Origin of the sequence: Flavobacterium sp. 90 (assembly GCF_004339525.1) — a bacterium.
Taxonomy (GTDB): Bacteria; Bacteroidota; Bacteroidia; order Flavobacteriales; family Flavobacteriaceae; genus Flavobacterium.
Genome location: NZ_SMGE01000001.1, coordinates 549026 through 571637, shown reverse-complemented (window position 1 = coordinate 571637; position 22612 = coordinate 549026). Strand labels below are relative to the sequence as shown.

Annotated in this window: 23 protein-coding genes; 11 read left to right on the top strand and 12 right to left on the bottom strand. The window is 34.3% G+C overall.

Translation table 11 applies throughout. The features are described from left to right. Positions 1-307: 307 nt before the first annotated feature. Genes C8C83_RS02485 through C8C83_RS02450 form a run of 8 tightly spaced genes read right to left on the bottom strand, consistent with a single transcriptional unit; the run spans position 308 to position 5457 of the window. On the bottom strand, positions 308-1111 hold the full coding sequence (locus C8C83_RS02485; RefSeq protein ID WP_121326279.1) for a PRTRC system ThiF family protein: 804 nt from the start codon (positions 1109-1111) through the stop codon (positions 308-310). Then, positions 1108-1824 carry a PRTRC system protein B gene (locus C8C83_RS02480; protein WP_121329928.1) on the bottom strand — a complete coding sequence of 239 codons (717 nt, stop codon included), beginning with the start codon at positions 1822-1824 and terminating at the stop codon, positions 1108-1110. Before C8C83_RS02480 ends, C8C83_RS02485 begins: the two co-directional genes overlap by 4 nt. Further along, positions 1821-2912: a hypothetical protein gene (locus C8C83_RS02475; protein ID WP_121326278.1), complete on the bottom strand. Its 1092-nt coding sequence runs from the start codon at positions 2910-2912 to the stop codon at positions 1821-1823. The genes C8C83_RS02480 and C8C83_RS02475 overlap by 4 nt, the downstream gene beginning before the upstream one ends. 56 nt (positions 2913-2968) lie before the next feature. Beyond that, positions 2969-3187 carry a PRTRC system protein C gene (locus tag C8C83_RS02470; protein ID WP_072965252.1) on the bottom strand — a complete coding sequence of 73 codons (219 nt, stop codon included), beginning with the start codon at positions 3185-3187 and terminating at the stop codon, positions 2969-2971. Further along, positions 3181-3720 carry a prtrc system protein e gene (locus C8C83_RS02465; protein ID WP_121329927.1) on the bottom strand — a complete coding sequence of 180 codons (540 nt, stop codon included), beginning with the start codon at positions 3718-3720 and terminating at the stop codon, positions 3181-3183. The genes C8C83_RS02470 and C8C83_RS02465 overlap by 7 nt, the downstream gene beginning before the upstream one ends. Before the next feature lie 4 nt (positions 3721-3724). After that, positions 3725-3931: a hypothetical protein gene (locus C8C83_RS02460; RefSeq protein ID WP_233565982.1), complete on the bottom strand. Its 207-nt coding sequence runs from the start codon at positions 3929-3931 to the stop codon at positions 3725-3727. A gap of 47 nt (positions 3932-3978) precedes the next feature. Further along, complete coding sequence (locus C8C83_RS02455) at positions 3979-5040, bottom strand: DUF932 domain-containing protein (RefSeq protein ID WP_121326277.1); 1062 nt, start codon at positions 5038-5040, stop codon at positions 3979-3981. Between the two features lie 30 nt (positions 5041-5070). After that, on the bottom strand, positions 5071-5457 hold the full coding sequence (locus C8C83_RS02450) for a single-stranded DNA-binding protein (RefSeq protein WP_121326276.1): 387 nt from the start codon (positions 5455-5457) through the stop codon (positions 5071-5073). A gap of 505 nt (positions 5458-5962) precedes the next feature. On the opposite strand from C8C83_RS02450, the gene C8C83_RS02445 reads away from it, so the two are divergent. The 11 genes from C8C83_RS02445 (at position 5963) to C8C83_RS02395 (ending at position 18433) form a co-directional block, all read left to right on the top strand. Beyond that, positions 5963-6520 (top strand): restriction endonuclease subunit S, encoded by a 558-nt coding sequence (locus C8C83_RS02445; RefSeq protein WP_121326275.1) that lies wholly within the window; start codon positions 5963-5965, stop codon positions 6518-6520. 7 nt (positions 6521-6527) lie between these two features. Further along, a complete protein-coding gene (locus C8C83_RS02440; RefSeq protein ID WP_121326274.1) occupies positions 6528-6749 on the top strand; it encodes a hypothetical protein in 222 nt (73 codons plus the stop codon). 18 nt (positions 6750-6767) lie between these two features. Continuing rightward, entirely contained in the window at positions 6768-8300 is a 1533-nt protein-coding gene (locus tag C8C83_RS02435; protein ID WP_121326273.1) for a class I SAM-dependent DNA methyltransferase, read from the top strand. A 1-nt stretch (position 8301) separates the two neighbouring features. Continuing rightward, positions 8302-9534, top strand: coding sequence for a nucleotidyltransferase (locus C8C83_RS02430; RefSeq protein ID WP_121326272.1), 1233 nt, complete (start codon positions 8302-8304; stop codon positions 9532-9534). Continuing rightward, complete coding sequence (locus C8C83_RS27325) at positions 9518-9997, top strand: hypothetical protein (protein WP_199735280.1); 480 nt, start codon at positions 9518-9520, stop codon at positions 9995-9997. Before C8C83_RS02430 ends, C8C83_RS27325 begins: the two co-directional genes overlap by 17 nt. A 50-nt stretch (positions 9998-10047) precedes the next feature. Beyond that, complete coding sequence (locus C8C83_RS02420; protein WP_121326271.1) at positions 10048-10854, top strand: hypothetical protein; 807 nt, start codon at positions 10048-10050, stop codon at positions 10852-10854. 100 nt (positions 10855-10954) lie between these two features. Then, entirely contained in the window at positions 10955-12154 is a 1200-nt protein-coding gene (locus C8C83_RS02415) for a restriction endonuclease subunit S (protein ID WP_132011641.1), read from the top strand. 5 nt (positions 12155-12159) lie between these two features. Next, entirely contained in the window at positions 12160-13290 is a 1131-nt protein-coding gene (locus C8C83_RS02410) for an SAVED domain-containing protein (RefSeq protein ID WP_121326269.1), read from the top strand. A 3-nt stretch (positions 13291-13293) separates the two neighbouring features. Continuing rightward, positions 13294-14499, top strand: a complete 1206-nt coding sequence (locus tag C8C83_RS02405) for a PDDEXK nuclease domain-containing protein (RefSeq protein ID WP_121326268.1) — start codon at positions 13294-13296, stop codon at positions 14497-14499. Next, the gene (locus tag C8C83_RS02400) at positions 14499-17723 is read left to right on the top strand and encodes an HsdR family type I site-specific deoxyribonuclease (protein WP_121326267.1); all 3225 of its coding nucleotides are present in this window, start codon (positions 14499-14501) and stop codon (positions 17721-17723) included. The genes C8C83_RS02405 and C8C83_RS02400 overlap by 1 nt, the downstream gene beginning before the upstream one ends. Next, positions 17723-18433 (top strand): SprT family zinc-dependent metalloprotease, encoded by a 711-nt coding sequence (locus C8C83_RS02395; RefSeq protein ID WP_121326266.1) that lies wholly within the window; start codon positions 17723-17725, stop codon positions 18431-18433. The genes C8C83_RS02400 and C8C83_RS02395 overlap by 1 nt, the downstream gene beginning before the upstream one ends. Here the strand turns inward: C8C83_RS02395 and C8C83_RS02390 are convergent. The 4 genes from C8C83_RS02390 to C8C83_RS02375 are packed head-to-tail and all read right to left on the bottom strand — an operon-like array spanning position 18361 to position 22345. After that, entirely contained in the window at positions 18361-18612 is a 252-nt protein-coding gene (locus C8C83_RS02390) for a DUF1016 N-terminal domain-containing protein (RefSeq protein WP_255416712.1), read from the bottom strand. The genes C8C83_RS02395 and C8C83_RS02390 overlap by 73 nt on opposite strands. Positions 18613-18663: 51 nt before the next feature. Continuing rightward, on the bottom strand, positions 18664-20646 hold the full coding sequence (mobC, locus tag C8C83_RS02385; RefSeq protein ID WP_121329924.1) for a conjugal transfer protein MobC: 1983 nt from the start codon (positions 20644-20646) through the stop codon (positions 18664-18666). 17 nt (positions 20647-20663) lie between these two features. Beyond that, a complete protein-coding gene (locus C8C83_RS02380) occupies positions 20664-21968 on the bottom strand; it encodes a relaxase/mobilization nuclease domain-containing protein (protein ID WP_121326264.1) in 1305 nt (434 codons plus the stop codon). Further along, positions 21953-22345: a plasmid mobilization relaxosome protein MobC gene (locus C8C83_RS02375; RefSeq protein ID WP_121326263.1), complete on the bottom strand. Its 393-nt coding sequence runs from the start codon at positions 22343-22345 to the stop codon at positions 21953-21955. The genes C8C83_RS02380 and C8C83_RS02375 overlap by 16 nt, the downstream gene beginning before the upstream one ends. Positions 22346-22612 lie beyond the last annotated feature (267 nt).

Below are 22612 nucleotides of genomic sequence, written 5' to 3'. Positions count from 1 at the left end.
GTGTAAACTTTAATTTTTTAATATTATTACCGCAATATTCCATTTTCTATTTTTACAAAATTATTGTTTGTCAACACACTGGTTTTGTGCACTATTTTACTTTTTTGTAAACTACTTGCAAAAGTATAGCATGGGGTCAGCATTTAGAATCTAAAAATATAAAAAAATTGTTCAAAAACAATAAAACGCAAACATCGTCAGCTGTATTGCGATTGGGTAATGAGCAATAGAGCTAACGATGTTGTTCCGTTTTAAAGCGCCCCGCAATTGCCGACCAAAGGAAGACCAATTGCGGGGCGGCGGCTTTTCAGCCCACCATTACAGGTTCTAACCTTAAAGTGCCAAGATTCAGAAAAAATCCCCTTTGGGCAGTCATGCCCTCACGGAACAGCTTCCATAAAAGTGATGCCCCCATACTGGCAAGTGCAGCATTAATAAACAAATCCTGTTTTTCTAGTGCTTCTGCAAGGGAACAACTCGGCTCATTATTATCCATCTGCAATTCGAGCAGTTCCTTAAATTCATCTGTTACCATCGGAAGATGGGATACTGTCCTGTACAGTTTGGAATTCGGCTGTTTGATTTCTCCTATAGTGGACAATATGGCTTGCCCTGTATTTTGGGAATTTCCGATGTCGAGCCAATAGAGTGATTTGGAACGTTCAAAATTACTATTTTCTATAGCCTGTTTTAAGAAAGATGCAATATCAAAACGTGCCGTTACGGTATCCACGCAACTGACGTAAATATTTGCCCTGCCACCATTGGGCAGGGATTTCAGATTGTTGGTACTAAACTGTTCGGTTAAGGCTTTCCAATTCGTTCCAAAAAAGCGGTTGGTGCGATTGATAAGCGCTACGGCTTTGGGAAGTCCTACCTCAGCATCTGCAAAAAGCTGTCTGCCCTGATTGGCTGTGGTTACCACATCATCATCAAATAAATTGACGTGTAATCCTGCATGACCCAAAGCGATAAGGCTGTGATTGATTCTTGCTAGTTCTGTCAGCATCCTGCTTCCCGTTCCTCCTGCGCCAATGAGGTTTACCGTAATGGGATTGGTAGGATTTATCAGGTAATTAGCTGTATAATGCATGGGTTTGAGTGAGTTCATGATAATAGATTTTTAATTGTTAAACCATTTTTAAGTAAGGATTTCAGGGGGAATGTCTTTGAACGACCCACAAGTTTCTGCCAAAGCTGAATAATGTTTCCTTTTACAGGACTTGTATTTCCAATCACGTGACTGAAATAGCTGTTGAAAAAATACTGTTCCCAAAGCGAAATGAATTCTTCCAAGAGACAATCTGCCTGTATGTTAACTGATACTGTACCGAGGCAGACCTTACCGTCTTTATACACATTACAAAAAGGGGCATGGTAAAGGGCAGTCTGTTCGTTTATTTCTATTTGGGTGTCCATTGCATAAATGGATAAGGTATTTTTTGAAGCTTTCCATAACAATGGCGGTACGGATGCTTTGCCGTTTGCAATGCCTAAACCCTCCACGAAAAACAAATCAACTTTTTGAGCAGGCGTGTACCAAATGACATAACCACCCTGCTCCGGATTTAGATACAGTATATTTTTGGGAAGCAGTCCCGATGGTTTTAAGAATCTGCGTGTCAGTTCTTCCGAAGTGTCCAAGGCACCCGCAAGCTGTGTGCTTTCCCTAAGGCTTAAGGGATGGGCATTAATTGGACAGCCATTTTTATCCATGTCATAGGCTTCCACATAAATGGATTTTTCAGCGGAATTTTTCTGATAGACGACAAAGGCTTTTACAGGATTGTACAATGTTCCAAATGCGGTGGTTATATCTTTCATGGCATATTGTTTAAAATGGTGCATAAATCATTTAGGAGTGGAAATAATCGGTACTCAAAATCAAGCACCGTATTGGACAGCTCGTTTTGGGTATCATAGATTTGCAGTACTGTGGGTTCTTCCATTTGGGAGCATTCATTAAATTCGTCATTGACAACCCGTGCAATATTCTCATAAAGTGCTCCATCGGTGTCTGCTATAAAAGAAATATACTGCTCTGCCCTTATAATCCCTTCTTCACTGTCAAATTCCCGAGTGGAAGTATTCCTGAAAATAGTATCGCCTGGATATTCGCGAAGTAATGCCAATGCTTGTCTGCCAACACTCAGGCAGTCCTTTTCAAAAGAGGTGCTTGGTTTATAATTTTCTATACGTTTCTCAAAGGCTTTCAAATGATAGGGATTGTAAATTTTACGGAGCATTATGTCCCCATAATAAACAGCCTTGTTCAATTCTGAAACCATGCTGTTACCCGATTCAGACTCCTCATCCTGTAAATCCTCTAAAAGCCATTCTTCCATACATTCATAGTGATAATACAGACAACTGCTGTCTTCCCTGTAATAGGGAATTCCTGCAATATGATAGAGATAAGCAAAAACAGAGAGCAATACTTCTGCGGTTTGTTTCTGTTTCCTGTTTTGTAACAATCGGAATAACGGCAATACAGGAATATAATACAAAGTATTACTTGTGTTATAGGTGTGATTCGTTGCTAATTTTACCGTGCCATCATCATCCTGTATTATTTTGAGCTGAATATCCTGCCCCGCTTTAATAAGCTGTTTCTGAATGTCTGCGTATACCAAGAGGATATTATACGGATAGGATTTGTTTACAATATCTATTGTTTCAAAACCGTACAGCCTTTTCAGGATAGCAAGCGAATTGAAAAAATCATTTTCTACCTGCAATTGGTCGGGTAACTTTTTGCCTTTTTCGAACAATGGTAAAAAGGAATACCTTAGAAAACCATCGGCAGGAGTTCGAGCGGAGCTGAGCTGTTGGGGTTCTTTTTTACTTCCTGCGCATCGGGTAATCGGTTTGTGTTTTCTGCGAATTCCCCTAACTGTCTGTATAGTCTGCATAGCTTTTTGTTTTTAGGCAGTTGGATACTACCTGTTATGATTTTCGTTTTCATAGTTTATCCTTTTGTGCCGATTTGTGATATAAATTTATACTGCACCGCATCGTTGTTTATACTTGGTCCTTCTATGGTTGCCGTGGTTAAAATCGGATAGGTCTGGGCATAAAAATTGAGTACCGCTTCAGGACTGAATGATGGCGATGGGTCGGCAAGGCAAATCTCCTGCTCTTTATCCCTGAAGATAAAGATGCGCTCTAAGGTTGTCGCTGTTAACATGGTTCGTCTGTATTAGGGTCATTGAAAAGGTCAACAGGGAACTTGTCGGAAAGTTCGGCTTTGCGGGCGTGAATGATGTCCTTGTATTCAGGATACAGGTCAGCCTGTGGCACTTTCATCCACGCTTCCTTAAATTTACCTGCCGTTTCGAGTTCCTCTGCTTTTTTCATGGCTGATTCGTACTGTTTCTGCAATTCTGATTTTTCCTTATCCCTTTTAAGAATGTTGTCCTTTTCCATTTGGGAACTCACTTTTGCCTGTTCTTTTTCTTTTAGGAACTGCTCCATATTGGCAAAAAGCTTCGCTGTATCTTGCACAGGCTCTGCAATTGCCTGAAAAAATCCGCTGTCGAGTTCTTCGGCTGTACCTTTTAGCAAAATGGGCGGTACTTTTTTTCGGGCATCATCGCCAATGGCATCGTTAAAAAACAATACTGATACAATGAGTTTGTCTGTCTCTTCTTTGGCTATGTTTATTTTCCAATTACCTGCTACCTGCAAGGCGAGGATTGATTTAAAAAAATTGGTTTCCATTGCTTTACTCTTTAGTTTGTTCAACATCTAAATCACTAATTGCTACTAACTTTTCGTACATGTCCTGCCAATAGGCTTGCTGTTTTTTATCAAACTTTTCAAAGAGTTTGTCGCTGTGGGCAAAATTTCTGAAATAATCTGCCTGCTCAATGGCTTGGGTTAAATTGGCAACCTCAACGTTTTCTCCGTTTTTATCTTCTATTTGTATCATGATCTAAGGATTTAAAAGGACAGGCAGGAACTGCCTGTCCTGATTGGTTAATTAAGAATCAAGGCATCCGAACCTTTAGTGGCAAAATCCAAACAAAGATTAAAAGCGGACTGTGTGCGAATCTGTGCTGTTCCACCCATCAAAAGGGAAGTTAATTTAGCCTCTTCATCTTTATAATTTCTCACATTCTGAAAATAGCCTGTCAAAGAATTGTATGCCCCAAAGACAGTTCCTTTAGTGGTTTCCATAAGCTGTGTCGGGTCGCTCATGGCATATTCAAAAGCACTATCGACCATATTTGTAAAACAAGTCGAGAGTTCGTCTTCCTTACCATCTTGTATGGTTTTAAGCACCTCTTTACTCGGAACAAGGGCGGACTGTATGAATTTTTTTACTTCATTGTCCGTGATGCGGATTTTTGTCCAATGGTTAAAAATATTCTCCATCTGCGACGATAACATATCGGATATACCCATTACTTTATGTGCCTGTTCCAAACGCTGTTTGGCATTGGAGGTATGACGAATACGAACGGTATTGGTTTTATTGTTCATAGCGGCATTAAGGGTATTGTTGCATACAATTCGTATGGGCGTGAATGCTGCGGTAATGCTTCCGCTTCCGTCGTGGGAAGTGGTCAGGAAAAGATATTTTTCAATCAAATCATCGTTTCCAACCCTGATATAATCAGGGAGTTTAGCGGTTATAAAAATGCGTTCCCCTTTACCGAGTGCCCCTGCGGTTTCGTATAGGATACCGTCACCGCCTACTATGCTGTCAAAAAAAGAAAAGGCATCCCTGTTTTGTAAGATTTGGTAGTCTTTTCCGACCACGCCGAGTACGGCATCATTATCGGTGCGCACCGTACTGTAGTAATTTGGTACCTCTATTTTACTCGGAATGGTTTGCTTATCCAAAATAATTTCGGCTGAACTGGTTGTGAAAATTTTACGTTTTTCTACTTCATAATCCAAACCTGCGTGCGCAATTGCCTCGGCGCTTGTTGGGTAATCGGTAATAATCTGTCCCAAATTGTGCCATGCTTTTTGTTTAGTACTGAAAAAACTGTGTTTTCCTGACTGCTCGCTGTAATTTATATTGTGTGCCATGATGTTACATTTTAGGTGATTACACTATTATTAAAAAGGTACTTCTGCTGTTTTTTTTGCTTTCTTTTCCTTTACTGCTGTATTGGCCTCAGTACTTTCTACTTTTTTTGGGAAAACCAAAATTTTAATATTGTTGGTGTGAAAGGTCAAACTGCCCACCGCTACGCCTTCGCTGTTATTGTAGACATTCATGCCAATACGCCCAAAGAGCTGTACGAGTGTTCCTTTTTTCAGCCACTTCGCTGTAGCAGTATTTAACCAATACGAACATTCGATATAGGTTACGACTTCTTTTAGCTCGGTACTGCCTTTTGGTTTGTAATTGTCATTTATGGCAATGCTGAAATTGACCACTTGTTTGTCATTGTTCACTTTTTGAACTGATGCATCTGCTGTTAATCGTCCTGTGATTTCCATAATTTTAAAATTTAAAGATTACTACTGTTTTAGTTTCTCTCTAATCCTGCTCCCACAAAAATTGTTTTCAAAACGAAAAAACGGGAAAAAAGAAAGCAAGATGTAAGTGGCTTAAGGATGGGTAAGTGCTATAAGTCCCGAAGGGTGGCAAGGGAAGCGCCGCCATTATGCGCACGGGGCATGCTTAAGTCACTATCTTAGCTGCCCTTTTAGTCCGTTTCGAGTGAAAGCTTTAAGAAAATTTTTTTAGCTTTTCTATAATGAAAATGTGATTTTTAAATTCCAGGGAGCTATAAATTCAATGTTAGTATTAAAAATATAGAGCAAATAAAAGAGGTGTCTATGAGATTTTAAATCTTTGTTTTTTAAAATTTTTATAAGAATATATTTATTATTCAGTGTGTTTTAAAAAAAAACGAATAACTATACAATAAAATAAACTTGTGTATTTGAATTGTTTTTGTATATTTGTGTCAGAAATGAATAATATTACAAAAATAATGCAATGGAAGTTAAATTAAAAGAAATAGCAAATATTCAGTTTGGGTATTACGGACAACCAAGTAAAAAAGGTACTATTCCATATCTACAGGCCAAACATTTCAATGAAATGGGGCAATATAATGGAGAAAATGATACCTTTTTGGAAGAAGACCCAAAATCAGTAGCTAACTTATTGCAAAATGAAGATATTCTTTTCGTTGCGAAAGGATTTCGCTTTTTTGCTACCTTATATAAAGAAGAACTTGGTAAGGCGGTTGCCTCTTCAATATTTTTTATTTTACGAACTGATAAAACCAGAATTATTCCTGCTTATTTGGTTTCAGTACTTAATCTTCCTAAAAACTTATTGCACTTTCAGCAATCAGGTGCAGGAAGTACAATTCCATCTATTCGTAAAAATGAATTAGCTGACTTTACTTTTAATCTAATACCATTAGAAGAACAGCAAAAAGTGGTGGCATTACAAGAGCTATATCTGAAAGATATGGAGCTTACCAATGCTATAATGAAAGAGAAACAAAAGTTATTTCAAACAACAATTTCAACAATTATAAAATAATTACAAGATGCCAAAAGTAAAAAATGATGCTCCCGGAATGAGAGGAGAAAGAAGTAGAAATGACAACGGAGAATTAAGAAAAAAAAGAAGTGATACACACATAGGTACTATCGAACAAAATTATAACATAGATTTGAATGTAAGAAGTGATATGCATTTAGGTACGTATTTAGAAAAGAACAATATTGTTTCTTTAAATGATTTAATAAACAACAATAAAAAAGAATAGCTCCAAAAAATAACCACTATGGCAGAGAATAAAATAACCCAAAAGGAAATCAATAATATTGTTTGGAAGGCTTGCGATACTTTACGCCCAGTAATGGGAAGTGAACAATACAAGGATTATATATTGACACTATTGTTTATAAAATATCTATCTGATGTTTGGAAGGACAAAGTAGAACAATACCGTATTAAATATCCCGATAATGAAGAAATGATAAAGCGCCAATTACAAAGAGAGCGTTTCATATTGCCGGAAATTAGCAATTTTGATTACTTGTTTCAAAATCGAAATGAAGCTAACATTGGTGAAATTATTGACATCGGATTAACAGCTCTAGAGGATGCCAACCGTTCTAAATTAGCAATGGTTTTCCGTAGTATTTCTTTTAATTCTGAAACAGTTTTTGGTCAAACCAAACAACGTAATGCTATTATGAAAAACCTATTGGTTGATTTTTCACAATTAGACTTACAGCCATCACATTTAAAAGACAACGACATCATTGGAGATAGTTATGAATTTCTAATCTCAAAATTTGCAGGAGAAAGTGGCAAGAAATCAGGAGAATTCTATACGCCAAGTGAAGTCAGTACGCTATTAGCGAAACTATTGGATCCGCAACCGGGCAATAGAATGTGTGATCCCACTGCAGGGTCGGGTTCTTTGTTGATTAAAATGGCTGATGAAATAGAAGGTAAAAATTATTCACTTTACGGTCAAGAAAATAACGGTAGCACTTGGGCATTATGCCGTATGAATATGTTTTTGCACGAACAAGACAGTGCTACTATAGAATGGGGAGATACCATCAATAATCCAAAATTATTGGAAAATGATCAACTGATGAAGTTCCATATTGTGGGAGCGAATCCACCATTTTCACTCGACAAATGGGGAGCTGATACAGCGGCTTCTGACCAATTCAACCGTTTTCACAGAGGCGTTCCTCCAAAGAGCAAAGGAGATTATGCTTTTATCAGTCACATGATAGAAACTACATACGAAGACGTTGGAAAAGTTGGGGTTATTGTACCACACGGCGTATTGTTTCGCAGCAGTAGCGAAGGACAAATCCGTAAAAAACTAATTGATGAAAATTTATTGGAGGCTGTTATCGGTTTGCCTGCTAACCTATTTTTTGGCACAGGAATTCCAGCCGCTATATTAATTTTTAACAGAGGAAAAGGAACCAATAAAGACATTTTATTTATTGATGCCAGTCGTGAATTTGAGAATGACAAAAATCAAAATAAATTAAGAGATAGTGACATCGAGCATATTGTAACAGCATTCAAGGCTTTTAAAGCTGCTACACCCCTAACCACCGAAAAAGGGGCTGCTGTAGAAGACAAATACAGCTATCGTGCTACAATGGCGGATATTATCGAAAACGATTATAACCTTAATATTCCCCGTTATGTAGACACATTTGAAGAAGAGGAAGAAGTAGATATTAAAGCCACGCATACCAATATTACAGAACTGAAAAAACAACTAACCGAAGTAGAAAACCAAATGGAAAACTACTTGAAAGACCTAAATTTAATATAATATGCTAACAATACAACAGAAAACAGAATTCAGCGAAATATTAGACGAATTAGGAGAAACTCTTGACATAACTGAAAGTCAATTTAATGCAGCTGTAACCAGTTACAATGCGGTTGGTAATTGGCTTTGTAGTGATGAATCAAAATTAAAACCTTACAGTCCAAGTGTAAAACCTCAAGGCTCATTTTTAATTGGGACAACTATTCAGCCTTATACAGATGGTCAGGATATTGACATTGATTTAGTATGTGAATTAACAGGTAAAAATCCTCAATGGACACAAAAAGACTTAAAGGATATTGTCAAGGAACAGTTAGAAGCTCATAAAAAATATGAATCTATTCTTGATGAAGAAGGAAGAAGATGCTGGACTTTGAAGTACAGGGAAAACTCGGTAAATAACGACCAGTACCATATGGATATTCTGCCGGCTGTTATTGCTAATGGCTACAATGTCGTATTGACCAAATTTTTTTCAGAATCTAGAAACATTAATTTTGATAGTTTGGCAATTAGAATAACAGATAAAGAGTTATTAAACTATGAAGTGGCAACTGATCCTGATAATTGGTTGCAAAGTAATCCTTTTGGTTATGCAAAATGGTTTATCGACAGAGCAGAAACTAGTAATCTCAAACTTTTCTCTTTAAACGAATCTATTAAACCAGTACCTAAATTCCAAAAGAGAAGATTGCCTTTACAGAGAGTGGTTCAAATTTTAAAGCGTCATAGAGATATGATGTTTAAGGATGATAAAGAAAAACCAATATCAATAATTATTACCACTTTAGCGGCTTATGCTTATGAAGGACAAACCAATGTCCTTGATGCTTTGGTTGGAGTAATTGATAGAATGCACTTATTTGTGGAAGATGCAATTGACCAAGATACTGGAGAAGCATACAGATTTGTGGGTAATCCTGTTAATCTTTCTGAAAACTTTGCTGACCGTTGGAGAGATACCCCAGCCAAAGAAAAAAAGTTTAATGATTGGTTGAAAAAGGTGAAATTTGATATTAATAATGCTGGACAACAAAGTGGTCAGCATAATATTATCAGAAATCTTTCAGAATCATTTGGAGAAAATGCGGTTAAAAAGGCATTTACAAATATTGGAAACAAAACGAAATTAATGACTGATGGTGGTATAAATAATTTTAATGCTGCAGTTGGATTAACTTCAACAGGAACAAGTGCAATTAAACCTCATAATTTTTATGGCTCAGAAGAATAATCACGTATCAATTGCAATTCAAGTCGCCAATATAAAAAAGATGTATCCAGATACAACGGTAACAACTTTTCACGACCAAGAACTAACTTGGACGCATACTATTATACCTTCTCCTTTAGGCGCTAAATATGAGATTAAATTAGTTTATAAAATAAATGGATCAAGAAATAGATTAGGATCATCAAAAACAACAAGTGCACCTAAAATTTACGTTCTAAATCCTAAACTTGAGTTAGCAATAGGAGAATCAAAATTGCCCCATTGTTATGACCAAAAGAAACAACATCTCTGTTTGTATTATCCTGATGGGAGTGAGTGGAATAAATCAATGTTGTTAGCAACAACGATTATTCCTTGGGCTTATGAGTGGTTATACCATTACGAAATTTGGTTAGGTACCGGAGAATGGACAGGTGGCGGAGTACATCCAATTAAAAATTCACCGAAATCATCTGACAAATAAAAATAATTAACCTATAAATCTAATTGATTTATTACGAAACTAAAATCACTATGACTAGCAATCTAACTACAAGAATTAAAAAAAATATTGTTTTAGATGTGCAAGAATTAATCAAAGATGGATTAATTCAAGGATACAAACAAAATATACTTTTTACACAAAATTATTCCGATTTACAGTCTAGGGTAATCGAATATTTGATTGTGGTTAATGTAGCTCAAAATTTAGAAAAATTTAGTTTCCAAAATGATATTTATATTAATCTAGAATATTCCTTAAATGACTTCTATAATAATGCATTTCCATTATTTATTTTTGAAGGAGGCGTCTTTGATCAAAAATATATAGGAAGAAAAAAACATTCGCCTGAAGATAGTAAATCAAAAAGAATTGACATAGTTTTAACTAGTGATAGTAGATTTTCTGGAGAATGGGGAACAACCCAAAAATCATTAATTGGTATTGAGATTAAATCAATAAATCAATCAGATAAAAAAATCAGAAAAGATGTAAACAGAATGGCACAAGCTGTTAGTCTAAAAGACGAAATAGGTATAAATAGCATTCAGGCTTGCTTTACCTGTTTTTTTAAAAGATTTGATAATGATAATTCTACCTTGACAAGTATTCAAATTGATAACAAAACTTCTTTTGAAAAAAAAAATTGGCAAAAATATTTTGAAGAAATGGCATATATATATCCCGAGTTATTATTTGAGTTAATTGATACAAGTATTGTCAATATTCCTGCGGAAGAATTTCGTAATTTTAGCTTTGATCCAGAGGCAGATTATGGCGATTTAATAACCAATACAGGTTGCATTAATGCATATATGATTAAAGTTGTTAGAAAATAAAATCAACAGTAAAAAAAAGAAATTTTGTTATCAAATGAGGATTTATAAAATATTTTTTTATGGATTACTCCGATTATAAATTATAAAGGTGGATTTAACTATGAATAATAACACGATGATAAAGGTAATGGCTAAACAAATAACTAACGACTATAAGGATAGTCCTATTGGCATCATTCCTGTGGATTGGTACATAAAACCTGTAGGAGAAGCATTTAAGATTTGTAATAATCTTAGATTGCCAATTAGTCAGGATGAAAGAAATAAAATAAAAGGCGAGTATCCATATTATGGTCCCACTAAGATTCAGGGCTACATAGACAATTATAGAATTGAGGGAAAATATGCACTTATTGGAGAAGATGGGGATCACTTTTTAAAATGGAAAGAGCTTCCAATGACTTTATTGGTGGAAGGAAAATTTAATGTAAATAACCATGCACATATAATAGAAGGAATAGAGAATCTAACAGAATGGTTTTTCTATTATTTTAATCATAAAGAATTGACACCTTACTTAACTAGACAAGGTGTAGGTAGATATAAACTTACTAAGGATTCTTTGAGTAAGATCCCTTGTTTATTACCTCCGATTAAAGAACAACAAAAAATAGCATCAGTATTATCTATCTGGGATATAGCTATTGATTATTGTAAATTGATTATTGATAATTTAAAAGTTAGAAATAAAGGCCTTTTAAATAAATTGATAATTGAAAATGAGGAATTAAAAGTAAAATTAGGAGACATATTTGTCGAAAGTAAAATTCCTGCTATCAATTCAAATGTAAATAAAAGAATTACAGTAAGATTGAATTTAAAAGGAATTGAGAAAAGAGGAGTTAGAGGAAGTGAAATAGAAGAGGCGACTGCATATTATTTAAGAAAAGCTGGACAATTTATTTATGGTAAACAAAATTTGCATAAAGGAGCGTTCGGTATTATCCCAAATGAGTTAGATGGATTTGAAAGCAGTTCGGACATACCTGCTTTTGATGTAAATGTAAATTTTAATATAAATTATATTTTATATTATTTTTCAAGAGTGCATTTTTTTGAAAAACTTGAAGATATTTCTACTGGTACCGGTTCAAAACGTATTCAACCACGAGAACTTTATAAAATTCATATTAAAATACCTGCCACTATAGATAAACAAAATGAAATCGTTGAAATTCTAGATACAGCAAATGCAGAATTAAGACAGTATGAACAAAAATTAGAAACCTTACGATTACAGAAAAAAGGATTGATGCAACAGTTATTAACTGGAAAAGTGAGAGTAAAAACCAATAATTAAAAGCAATGAGCAATACATCTATTCCACCTAAAATAAAAAATCAACTTTTAGTAAAATCTGCTGGGCGTTGTCAGTTTAGAGGCTGTAATCAATCATTATACAAAGATTTAATTACAAAAAGAGATTTTAATAAATCATATATTGCTCACATTGTTGGAGATAAATCGACAGGACCTAGAGGCGATGTGATTCAATCTCCAATTTTAGCAAATGCGGTATCAAATTTAATGCTACTATGTGATGGTTGCCATAGAAGAATTGATGCTGAAAACGGCATACATTTTTCTGTATCAGAATTAATGGATATGAAAAAAGAACACGAAGAGCGCATTGAGAATGTTACAGCTATTGCACCAAATATGTATAGCCATATACTTACTTACAAAGCTAATGTAGGGGTGTTTACACCAGAAATGAGTTACCAAACAGTAAGCCAATTTCTTTATCCAACCTATTATCCAGCAATTGCTGACACTATTGATTTAAGTTTATCCAATAGTGTACAAAGAGATAGAGACAGTGCGTTTTGGACAACTGAAATAGCAAATTTAGAAGCACAATTCGATAGGAAATTATTCCAGAATTATGCAAAAGGAGAAATTAAGCATTTATCCGTCTTTGCTTTTGCGCCAATTCCATTACTTATAAAATTAGGTACACTTATCAATGATATTTATACGGCTAATATTCATCAAAAAGTACGCAATCCTAATACTTGGAATTTAGATGATGATACCACAGAGGTAAAATATAGACTAATAGAACCTGTGAAAAAGCATAAAACGGTGGCTTTAAATATTTCTTTAAGTGCTACCATTACTAATGATAGAATTACTCAAGTTTTAGGCGAAGAATGCGATGTTTTTACATTTACAATAGATAATCCATTTAATGATTATTTAAAGAGTAAAAAACATTTAGAAGATTTTAGTATTGCAATTAGACAATTATTTAATCAAATAAAAGCTAAATATGATGCACAAACTCCAATCCATATTTTCCCTGCAATTCCTATAGCTAAAGCAGTGGAATTAGGAAGAGTTTGGATGCCGAAAGCAGATATGCCGTTATTTCTTTATGACCAAAATACTGCTAATGATGGATTTACAAAAGTGATAGAAATTGTAAATAGTTAATTTATGAGCAACATTCAAAATCCAGAATTTAGCAATATTGTAAATCTAATACAACAAGCACAAGGCAGAGTTAGACAATATACCAATACTGCTTTGGTAACATTATACTTTAATATTGGTAAAACAGTTAGCCAAAAAGTGGCACAAGGTAATTGGGGACAAGGTACAGTACAACAATTGGCAGATTATATTCAAGCTGAAATTCCTACATTAAAATCCTTTAATCGTAGGGGTTTATACCGTATGAAGCAGTTTTACGAAACCTATTGTCCAGGATCGGAATTTGATGTTATATTTCAAAATATTACTAGTCTAAATATTGAAAATCAAAATAATAAAAATGTGTCAGCACCGCCGACACATTTAAGTTTTGAGTTTGTATCAACTGCGTTGACTCAATTGCAAAAAGCACACAATGAAAAAGTGTCGCCACTGGCGACACAATTAGAAAACACTAATGATAATGACGAAAAAACAATTGTGTCCGCATTGCAGACACAATTGAGTTGGTCAGTTCATTTAGAGATTTTATCAGCCTGTAAGTTGCCAGAAGAAAAATTGTTTTACTTGATTATGGCTTCGAAAGAGAAATGGGGCAAATTAGAAGTCAGAAGACAAATCGATAGTGGTTTATTTGAACGCTATGCCTTAAGTAATAAAAAAGTGTCGCCACTGGTGACACAATTACCAGCCAAAATAAACGAGCACTTAAAAGACATTTATTCATTAGAGTTTTTAGAATTAGGTGATGATTTCAGTGAAAGTGATTTACAAAAATCAATAGTAAAAAACTTAAAGAAATTTATTTTAGAAATTGGAAATAATTTTTCTTTTGTTGGCGAAGAATACAGAGTACAAGTATCTAATAGAGATTATGAAGTAGATTTATTATTCTATCACAGATCATTACAATGTTTGGTGGCTTTTGAACTAAAAATTACCGATTTCAAACCGGAGTATTTAGGTAAAATGAACTTCTATTTAGAAGCACTCGACAGGGATCATAAACAGCCACACGAAAATCCGAGTATTGGAATAATTCTTTGTAAAAGTAAAGACGATGAAATTGTAGAAATTGCAATGAGCCGTTCACTGTCTCCAACAAAAGTAGCAGAGTACACCACAAAATTAATTGATAAAAAACTACTCCAAGCTAAATTACACGAATTGGGAGAATTGTACAATCAATCAAAAAACACAGAATCCTAATGAGTATTCCATCGTATATAGAAGATCATATTAGTCAAATTCCGGCATTGCAGTTACTCATAAAAATGGGGTATCAATATGTGTCACCAGACGAAGCAATGGAATTACGTGGCGGAAGAACCAGTAATGTATTGCTGGAACCTATTTTAAAAAAACAACTCGAAAAAATAAATAGTATTCAATACAAAGACAAAGAGTTTTCTTTTTCAGATAGTAATATCAATTCCGCCATTATAGCCTTGCGAGAATTACCGATACAAGATGGTTTTATAAAGGCAAATCAAGCATTTTACGATTTAATAACTTTGGGTAAAAGTTTGGAACAAACCATTCTAAATGATAAAAAAAGTTTCTCTTTTCAATATATCGATTGGAAAAACATAGAGAATAATACATTCCACGTTACCGAAGAGTTTGCCGTATTGCGTAGTGAAAGAAACGACACCTACCGTCCAGATATTGTTTTATTTATTAATGGAATTCCAATGGTAGTAATTGAATGTAAAAGCAATGTGATAAAAGATCCTGTAACACAAGGAATATCACAACATTTAAGAAACCAATTAGAGGACGGAATAAGAGGATTATACCAATATTCTAATATGGTATTATCCTTAGCAGTAAATGAGGCAAGATATGCCACAACAGCTACACAAAAAGAGTTTTGGAGTGTCTGGAAAGAGGTATTCCGTACCAAGGAAGAAGGAATACAGTATGGCGATGCAATTAGACAGCTAAAAAACAGCGAATTACCTAATACAGAACGAACAGCGATTTTCAAACAACGATTTAGCAGTGTATTATATTATTTCAATCAATTGGAAGAAGAAGAAATAATTGTAACAGAGCAAGATAAATTAGTATTCAGTTTATGCCAAAAATCAAGAATATTAGATTTGATTTTCAATTATATAGTTTATGACGATGGTATTAAAAAAATAACTAGATACCAACAATATTTTGCAATAAAAGAAACGCTCAAAAAAATTAGTGTTGCCGATGCTAATGGTAAACGAACTGGTGGTGTGATTTGGCACACACAAGGAAGTGGAAAATCATTAACAATGGTAATGTTAGCCCAAATGATTGCAACTCAAAAAGACATAAAAAATCCAAAAATAATTCTCGTTACTGATAGAATAGATTTAAATACCCAAATTACAGAAACATTTCAAAAATGTCACGTTGATGTAGACGAAGCACAAACTGGAAAGCATTTAGTTGAATTAATCAACAGTCCTACTGACGCAGTTATTACCACACTGATACATAAATTTGAAGCGGCTATAAATCAATCAAAAGAAGGATTTACTTCTCCTAATATTTTTGTGTTAATTGATGAAGGACATCGAAGCCAATACGGTACGTTTAATGTAAAAATGCAAAAGGTTTTCCCGAATGCCTGCTTTGTAGCATTTACAGGAACTCCTTTAATGAAAAAAGAAAAAAGTACTGCCAATAAATTTGGAGGCCTAATTGATGTTTATTCTATAACGGATGCCGTTGAAGATAAAGCTGTAGTACCGTTGCTTTATGAGGGAAGACACAATCTAATTGAGGTAAATGATAAACCATTAGACACCTATTTCGATAAAATTTCGGAACCTGCAACACCTTATGGAAAAGTTGCATTAAAAAGAAAATTCAGTTCAACCAATCAAATTAATAAAGCCGACCAAGTGATTTATGCAAGAGCTTGGGATATTAGCGAGCATTTTGAAGCAAACATTCAAGGGACTGGTTTCAAAGGACAATTAGTAGCACCCAATAAAACCAGCGCAATAAAATACCGAGAATACTTAAAAGAAATAGGAAAAGTAAGTTGTGAGGTGTTAATTTCTGCACCCGACACAAGAGAAAATCACGAAGATGCTTTTGAGGAAAACGAAGATGTAGTCTTGAAGTTTTACAAAGCAATGATGGGTAAATATGGAAAACAATTAGATTACGAAAAATCAGTAATTAGTGCGTTCAAAAAGCAAGAACAACCTGAAATAATTATTGTAGTAGATAAATTATTAACTGGTTTTGATGCACCAAATAATCAAGTATTATACATTACTAGAAGTTTAAAAGAACATACTTTACTTCAAGCTATTGCAAGGGTAAACAGAGTAGCGCCAGGAAAAGAATATGGTTTTATAATTGATTATTTTGGGAATTTAGAAAATCTGGACAATGCTCTAAATACCTATAGTGGTTTAAATGATTTTGAGTTAGAAGAATTATCCGGAACAATTATAAACATCAATAAGGAAATAGAAAAATTACCACAAGCACATAGCGAGTTATGGGATATTTTCAAAACGATAAAAAACAAATACGATGCAGAAGCCTATTCCGAATTATTAAGTGACGAAAGCATAAGACATCCTTTTTATGAAAAGCTTTCTGCTTTTGTTCGTTTGTTCAAATTAGCAATGGCATCTATAGAGTTTAATGATATTAAAAACGAGAAAACTATTGATAAATACAAACAAGACAGTAAGTTTTTCTTGCAATTAAGAGTTGATGTTAAACGAAGATATTTTGATGATTTAGATTATGCAGCTTATGAACCACAAGTTCAAAAGTTAATAGACAAACATATTACAACGGAAGGTGAAGTATTGAAAATAACCGAACTCGTGAATATTTTTGATAGAGAAAAAAGAGAAGCTGAGGTAGAAAAAATAATAGGTAAAGCTGCAAAAGCCGACCATATTGCAACTCGTACGGTTAAGGCAATTAATGTTAAAATGAATGAAGATCCAATCTTCTACAAAAGTTTATCGGCATTAATAAGAGAAGCCATAAACGATTATCATCAGCATCGAATTGATGAAGCATTATATTTACAAAAAGCTAAAGTATACGAAAATCAATTCCTGACCGGAAAACAAAATAATGTTCCAAATGCTATCCAAGACAAACCTAATGTAATTGCTTTTTATAATCTGATAAATGCAGTTTTAGAGAATAGTTTTAGTAATGCACCAGAGCCAAAAGAAGTACAAGCCCGTACAGCATTAGAGATAGAAGATTGTATTAAGAATATAGTGTTTGAAAACAATACACTTATTATTGATTGGCAAACCAATACAGAAATTGAGAAAGAATTGAAAAACAATCTTGATGATTTACTTTTCGAAAAACAGCAACAATACGATACGCAATTCTCTTTTGATAAAATAGATGAATTAATAGACGAAGTAATTAAAATAGCTAAACTAAAATACCTTTAATGCTTAATTCAATCCAACAAGTAAAGTATGGAAGCAAAAGCATTGAATATAAATTGTCTTTTGCCGAAAGAAAGTCATTAGGCATAAAAGTATTGCCTGACGGATTGGTATCGGTTATTGCTCCAAATGATACGAATTTAATAGACATCAATAAAAAGGTAAAATTAAAAGCCAATTGGATCTTGAAACAACAAGCCTTTTTTTGTAGTTACAAACCAAACACACCTGAGCGCAAATATATTAATGGAGAAACTCATTTGTATTTAGGAAGACAATATAAATTACAAATCATTGAAGATACTATAAATGAAATTAAACTTTATAGAGGAGCGATGATTATGAAAACAAAAAAAACTAATCCAGAATATTTAGAAAGAAAATTAAATGAATGGTACAAGGAAAAAGCAATCTTTCACTTTGAAGAAGTGCTGGATAGTTCTATAGAAAAATTCAATAAGTATAAAATTGAAAAACCGGTTTTAGATATAAGATTCATGCAAAAACGTTGGGGCAGTTGTACTAAATCTGGCAAAATAATTCTAAATACAGAATTAATAAAAGCCCCAAAAGGAAGTATTGAATATGTCGTAATTCACGAACTATGTCATTTAGTGCATTACAATCATAAAAAGGAATTCTATGATTTACAAAATACATTATCTCCCAATTGGGAAAAGTGGAAAGAAAAATTAGAATTTACATTATCATAAATGATTGCTTTTTTTTCAAATTTACAAGAATGATTTAAAAAAATCATCAAGTTCTTTTGCACTGATTTCCCCGACCGTTCTGTTTCGATACGATTGTGAATGTACTGCCCAATATTCCAGTAAAGGTTAATCATTTCAGTATTAACTGCTGCAATAGCATTTGATCTGGATTGTTTTATTAATTGATATCGGTAAATTGCTGCTGTATCATTATTTCTGAGTTTAATTGTTTATTTCTTAATCACTAAATTCTTCAATTCAGGATCATTTAATAGTCTTTCCTTTTCAGCATAAATAATATCCTTGATATCCTTTTTTATCTGTAAGTAATTCCGCTGTACCATTGGATTATCAACTTTGCGAATAACAGGAATATCGACATATTGATCCTGTTCTTTTTTTAATGCTTTATGGTCATTTACTATTTCAGAATGAAAGGTTTTAAGTTCTATTTTACAATCAGGGTCATCCGCTACCATACCTACGAATTCACCGGAACTAAGTCCGGAAATTTTGGATGGAGGAACTGCGGATTCCAATTGTTTGGACCGGCTTATAGAAGTATCTCCGCTATTAATGGAAAGGCTTTCCCTGTCCTGCATAATTTTCCCAAAACGTTCCGATAATTGTTTAGCAGTATCTCCTGTAACCTGTCCGCTGACTACGTTTCCAACAATATTCATAATCACATCTGCCTGTTCCCGTCCATAATCTTTACGCAGCTGGCTAAAATCCTGAATACCCAAACAAGTTGCTACTTTATTGCTTCTAGCTGTGGCAATCAAACTGTCCATATTGTTTAGATAAATGGTTGGAAATTCATCGAATATCAGACTGCTTTTTTGTTTCTTTTTTTGATTTACCTGCTTTACCAATCGGTTCACGTAAAGTGACAATACAGCTCCATATATTTGGATTTTCTGCGGATTATTTCCCATGCATACAATTTTAGGATCGTCCGGATTATTGATGTCCAAAGTAAAATCACTGCCGGATAAAACATAATACAATTGTGGAGAGGAAAGACGAGCCATGGCAATTTTTGCCGAAGCAATTTGACCCTCCAACTGGTCCATTACGTTATTTAAATAGGCATTCACAAAAGGATTAATGAGCACTTCGATTTCTTTTTCGGTTCTAAGCAGCGTAAAGAGACTATCGTAATCTTCCTGCATGAGTTCAATTACATGGGGAAGTGTACAGAATTCGCCGTCTTTGTATTTTCGTAAATACCATATTATAGCTGAGAGAAAATTAATCGGAGATTCCACAAAAAAATCACCCTGTCTTTTGATCCATTCCCTGTTGAGTCCGAGCAAAATAGTACGCGCTGATTCTGAAGCATCCGTAATGTCACTCATGCCAGATGGCTCTAAAGGATTACATCGATTGGTCCGGGTAAGGTCATCAAAATTAATGACATAAAACTGTGGTAATTTCGGATAGTGATGTTTGTATTTAAGCCAGGTATTATAGACAATTCTGGTTAGGTCATCAAACTTGAAATCATAAACAAACATGGTGAATTGTTTACGGATGTGCTGGGTAATGACATGGCGTATGACGAAATAAGATTTCCCGGATCCGGGAGTACCGGAAACTAGCAGTCCCCGAAAGGGATTAATAATGTTTATCCAGCTGTCCCTTATCTTATCCTTTAAATGATAGCGGGCCGGAAGGTTGATGGAATATTCATTATCCAAGAATCTTTCTTCTTGGGGGAAAGTTTCATTTTCGTTATTAAAAATATCCTTGCCGTTCAGCCTGTTTTTTATAATACGAGACAATAGCGTACCTCCGGAAAGCATCAGAAGAAAGCCACTGGAAGTTATGGTCATATAGGCAATTGCTGCCGGCATTAATTCTATTTTCAGGTATAGTGAAAGACAACTTATAAAATAAATCAGAATCCCCGTAATGATGTAAGCAAAAGCTGTTTTGTAATTCAGTTTTTCATCTTTTCGCCCTTTTGCGCCAATTAAAGAAATGATTAAAAATCCCAGAGCAAAGAGTTTGGATTTATGAAAATTACTGAATAGTCCTGTATGGTAAATATTAGCCATGATTTTATCACTGAACCCGCTCACCAGATACCACTCCCGAAAGGCAGCATAGCAGTAATAATAAAAATGGATTACTAAAATAATGATGCTGATGAGTCTTGTCATATCTAAGATTTTTCTCAGCGCCTGTTCGTTTTCTCCTGTCTGCATAGCCATGATTTCAAATTTTATCGATTATTAGACTGTCCTTTTCTTTTTTTCTTTTTGTTTCTGAGCTCGTATGGAAGGTAATTAGCTGTTTGTTCAGAGTGAGTGAGCATCTCTGCTAACTGCCCCATTATTGTGCTGGCCCCTATATATTTGTTATTTCTAAAATCATCACCAAACAGTGCTGCAACTATTTCCGATTTCGGTGTTTCAAATGTGATTTCGTGTAATTTTTCACTAACCAAATTTGTCATTTTATGTTCGGCCTGATTAATGAATGTACAGCGTTCCTGTATTCCCTTAGCGCTGTATTGTTTACCAAGTGTACTGCCATTAAAAACACATTTTGTGGTATGATCTATATAGGTAATCCCATAAATTAATCCTTCTGCGTTTTTTCTAAAAACAGTATTGATTCCATCTTTTTGCAGTACTTGAACTAGTTCTGCGAGCGATATTTGAGTTTTAAAGAATGCCATATCAATGGCATTTTTTACCCTTCTTATATTTGAGACTTCATTTGTTTTATTAGACGCAAATTTTTCTTCTAAAAATTTCAGTGTTGGCTTGTTGTAAAACAGACTGGCTTTTATGGGGACTCCGATAGGTTTACCGTCATCATCAAGTATTCTATAGATCAATCCTTTTGTTTTAAACATTTTTGAATCTTCATTGCCTCGGTCAGCTAAAACATTGTATTGTTTTAGCACAGCATTGAGTTCTGGAAAACTGGTGTATTTATAAGATGAAAGCACCTGATTGAGTACATTTGTAATTGCCTTTTTCGATTCGCTTCGACCGTATTGAATCTTTTGTGAGATGATTGGCTTAAGCTTAAAATCAGTACTGTTTTTATTCCCTTGCGCCTTAACAAGCCCAAAGCGTTCTTCTATTTCTTTTCTTGCCGGTTCAGATCGGTTTTTGCCAATATTTTGCATGTCAATTCGTGTACCATCCCTTTGAACATTTATGGAGACTAGATGGATGTGCGGATGTCCGGAATCATGATGCTGATATACCAGATAGGGCTGCTGGCCAAATCCGATTTTTCCCATATAAGTATCCGCGATAGCCATTAACTTTTCCTTGGGATGATTTTCTGAAGGATCAAAATTGATCGAAATATGTACACTGTTTCGCTTTACATTTTCATTTAGTTCCAGCTGTTTTAAAAAACGGTTCAGTTTTAAAGGAAGGCTCATTTTATCAACATCAATAGGATAATTTCCGGCACCTATACACTCTGCCTCATTTTCTTTTACTTTGTTTTCATTGTAATAGAAAACCTTATGGATAGCGTATCCTGTTTTTATGATCGCAACCATTTTTCGGAGATTTTCCGGATGTAATTTTTGATTTCATCAATCTTGTCAAAAAGGATTTTTTTATCCAGTTCAGCATTTATTATCCATACTTTAAATTCTGGAATTTGATTTAGTGTATGTAGTTTTTTTACTGCCTGATTGAAGTTGTTTCCAATGCCATTTAATTGCTTGAACAATGGCATCATTTCGTGGATCATATCATCTAAAGACTGATTCCTGTAAATGGTGGTTATAGATTTCTCAAATAGGTGTCTGCGAATATAATCACTCAGCTTGCGGCAAGTACTAGCTTTCCATTTTTTCTCAATTTTCGCATATTCTTGAGGTGTAAAGCGTAACCCAACTATACGTGTTCTGTTTGAATTTTCTCTTTTCATTTTCTCTCTTTTTCATTGTTATCAAACCTTATTTATCCTTTCACTATCACTGCTCACGAGTTCCGAGTGTAGAGCAGCAAGAAGGCTGTTGTTTAACAACAGGACATCTTGCCGATTGCAGAAACGTGGCAATCTTCCTGAAACTTTAAATGTTCTTTAGACATTATAATATTTCTAAAACACTCAGAACTTAAATTTCTCTTTTTACAGACTCTTTTTATATTATGTGATGTATTAATTGTAATATTCCGGAAATTTAATGCTGTA

Bases quoted from the DNA above. Each gene is read 5' to 3' on its own strand.
- C8C83_RS02480 (WP_121329928.1), bottom strand. From the start codon at position 1,824: ATGAAAGATATAACCACCGCATTTGGAACATTGTACAATCCTGTAAAA.
- C8C83_RS02375 (WP_121326263.1), bottom strand. From the start codon at position 22,345: ATGAAAAGAGAAAATTCAAACAGAACACGTATAGTTGGGTTACGCTTT.
- C8C83_RS02440 (WP_121326274.1), top strand. From the start codon at position 6,528: ATGCCAAAAGTAAAAAATGATGCTCCCGGAATGAGAGGAGAAAGAAGT.
- C8C83_RS27325 (WP_199735280.1), top strand. From the start codon at position 9,518: ATGGCTCAGAAGAATAATCACGTATCAATTGCAATTCAAGTCGCCAAT.
- C8C83_RS02455 (WP_121326277.1), bottom strand. From the start codon at position 5,040: ATGGCACACAATATAAATTACAGCGAGCAGTCAGGAAAACACAGTTTT.
- C8C83_RS02450 (WP_121326276.1), bottom strand. From the start codon at position 5,457: ATGGAAATCACAGGACGATTAACAGCAGATGCATCAGTTCAAAAAGTG.
- C8C83_RS02445 (WP_121326275.1), top strand. From the start codon at position 5,963: ATGGAAGTTAAATTAAAAGAAATAGCAAATATTCAGTTTGGGTATTAC.
- C8C83_RS02420 (WP_121326271.1), top strand. From the start codon at position 10,048: ATGACTAGCAATCTAACTACAAGAATTAAAAAAAATATTGTTTTAGAT.
- C8C83_RS02405 (WP_121326268.1), top strand. From the start codon at position 13,294: ATGAGCAACATTCAAAATCCAGAATTTAGCAATATTGTAAATCTAATA.
- C8C83_RS02485 (WP_121326279.1), bottom strand. From the start codon at position 1,111: ATGAACTCACTCAAACCCATGCATTATACAGCTAATTACCTGATAAAT.
- C8C83_RS02465 (WP_121329927.1), bottom strand. From the start codon at position 3,720: ATGGAAACCAATTTTTTTAAATCAATCCTCGCCTTGCAGGTAGCAGGT.
- mobC (WP_121329924.1), bottom strand. From the start codon at position 20,646: ATGCAGACAGGAGAAAACGAACAGGCGCTGAGAAAAATCTTAGATATG.
- C8C83_RS02380 (WP_121326264.1), bottom strand. From the start codon at position 21,968: ATGGTTGCGATCATAAAAACAGGATACGCTATCCATAAGGTTTTCTAT.
- C8C83_RS02415 (WP_132011641.1), top strand. From the start codon at position 10,955: ATGAATAATAACACGATGATAAAGGTAATGGCTAAACAAATAACTAAC.
- C8C83_RS02435 (WP_121326273.1), top strand. From the start codon at position 6,768: ATGGCAGAGAATAAAATAACCCAAAAGGAAATCAATAATATTGTTTGG.
- C8C83_RS02400 (WP_121326267.1), top strand. From the start codon at position 14,499: ATGAGTATTCCATCGTATATAGAAGATCATATTAGTCAAATTCCGGCA.
- C8C83_RS02410 (WP_121326269.1), top strand. From the start codon at position 12,160: ATGAGCAATACATCTATTCCACCTAAAATAAAAAATCAACTTTTAGTA.
- C8C83_RS02430 (WP_121326272.1), top strand. From the start codon at position 8,302: ATGCTAACAATACAACAGAAAACAGAATTCAGCGAAATATTAGACGAA.
- C8C83_RS02475 (WP_121326278.1), bottom strand. From the start codon at position 2,912: ATGCAGACTATACAGACAGTTAGGGGAATTCGCAGAAAACACAAACCG.
- C8C83_RS02460 (WP_233565982.1), bottom strand. From the start codon at position 3,931: ATGATACAAATAGAAGATAAAAACGGAGAAAACGTTGAGGTTGCCAAT.
- C8C83_RS02470 (WP_072965252.1), bottom strand. From the start codon at position 3,187: ATGTTAACAGCGACAACCTTAGAGCGCATCTTTATCTTCAGGGATAAA.
- C8C83_RS02395 (WP_121326266.1), top strand. From the start codon at position 17,723: ATGCTTAATTCAATCCAACAAGTAAAGTATGGAAGCAAAAGCATTGAA.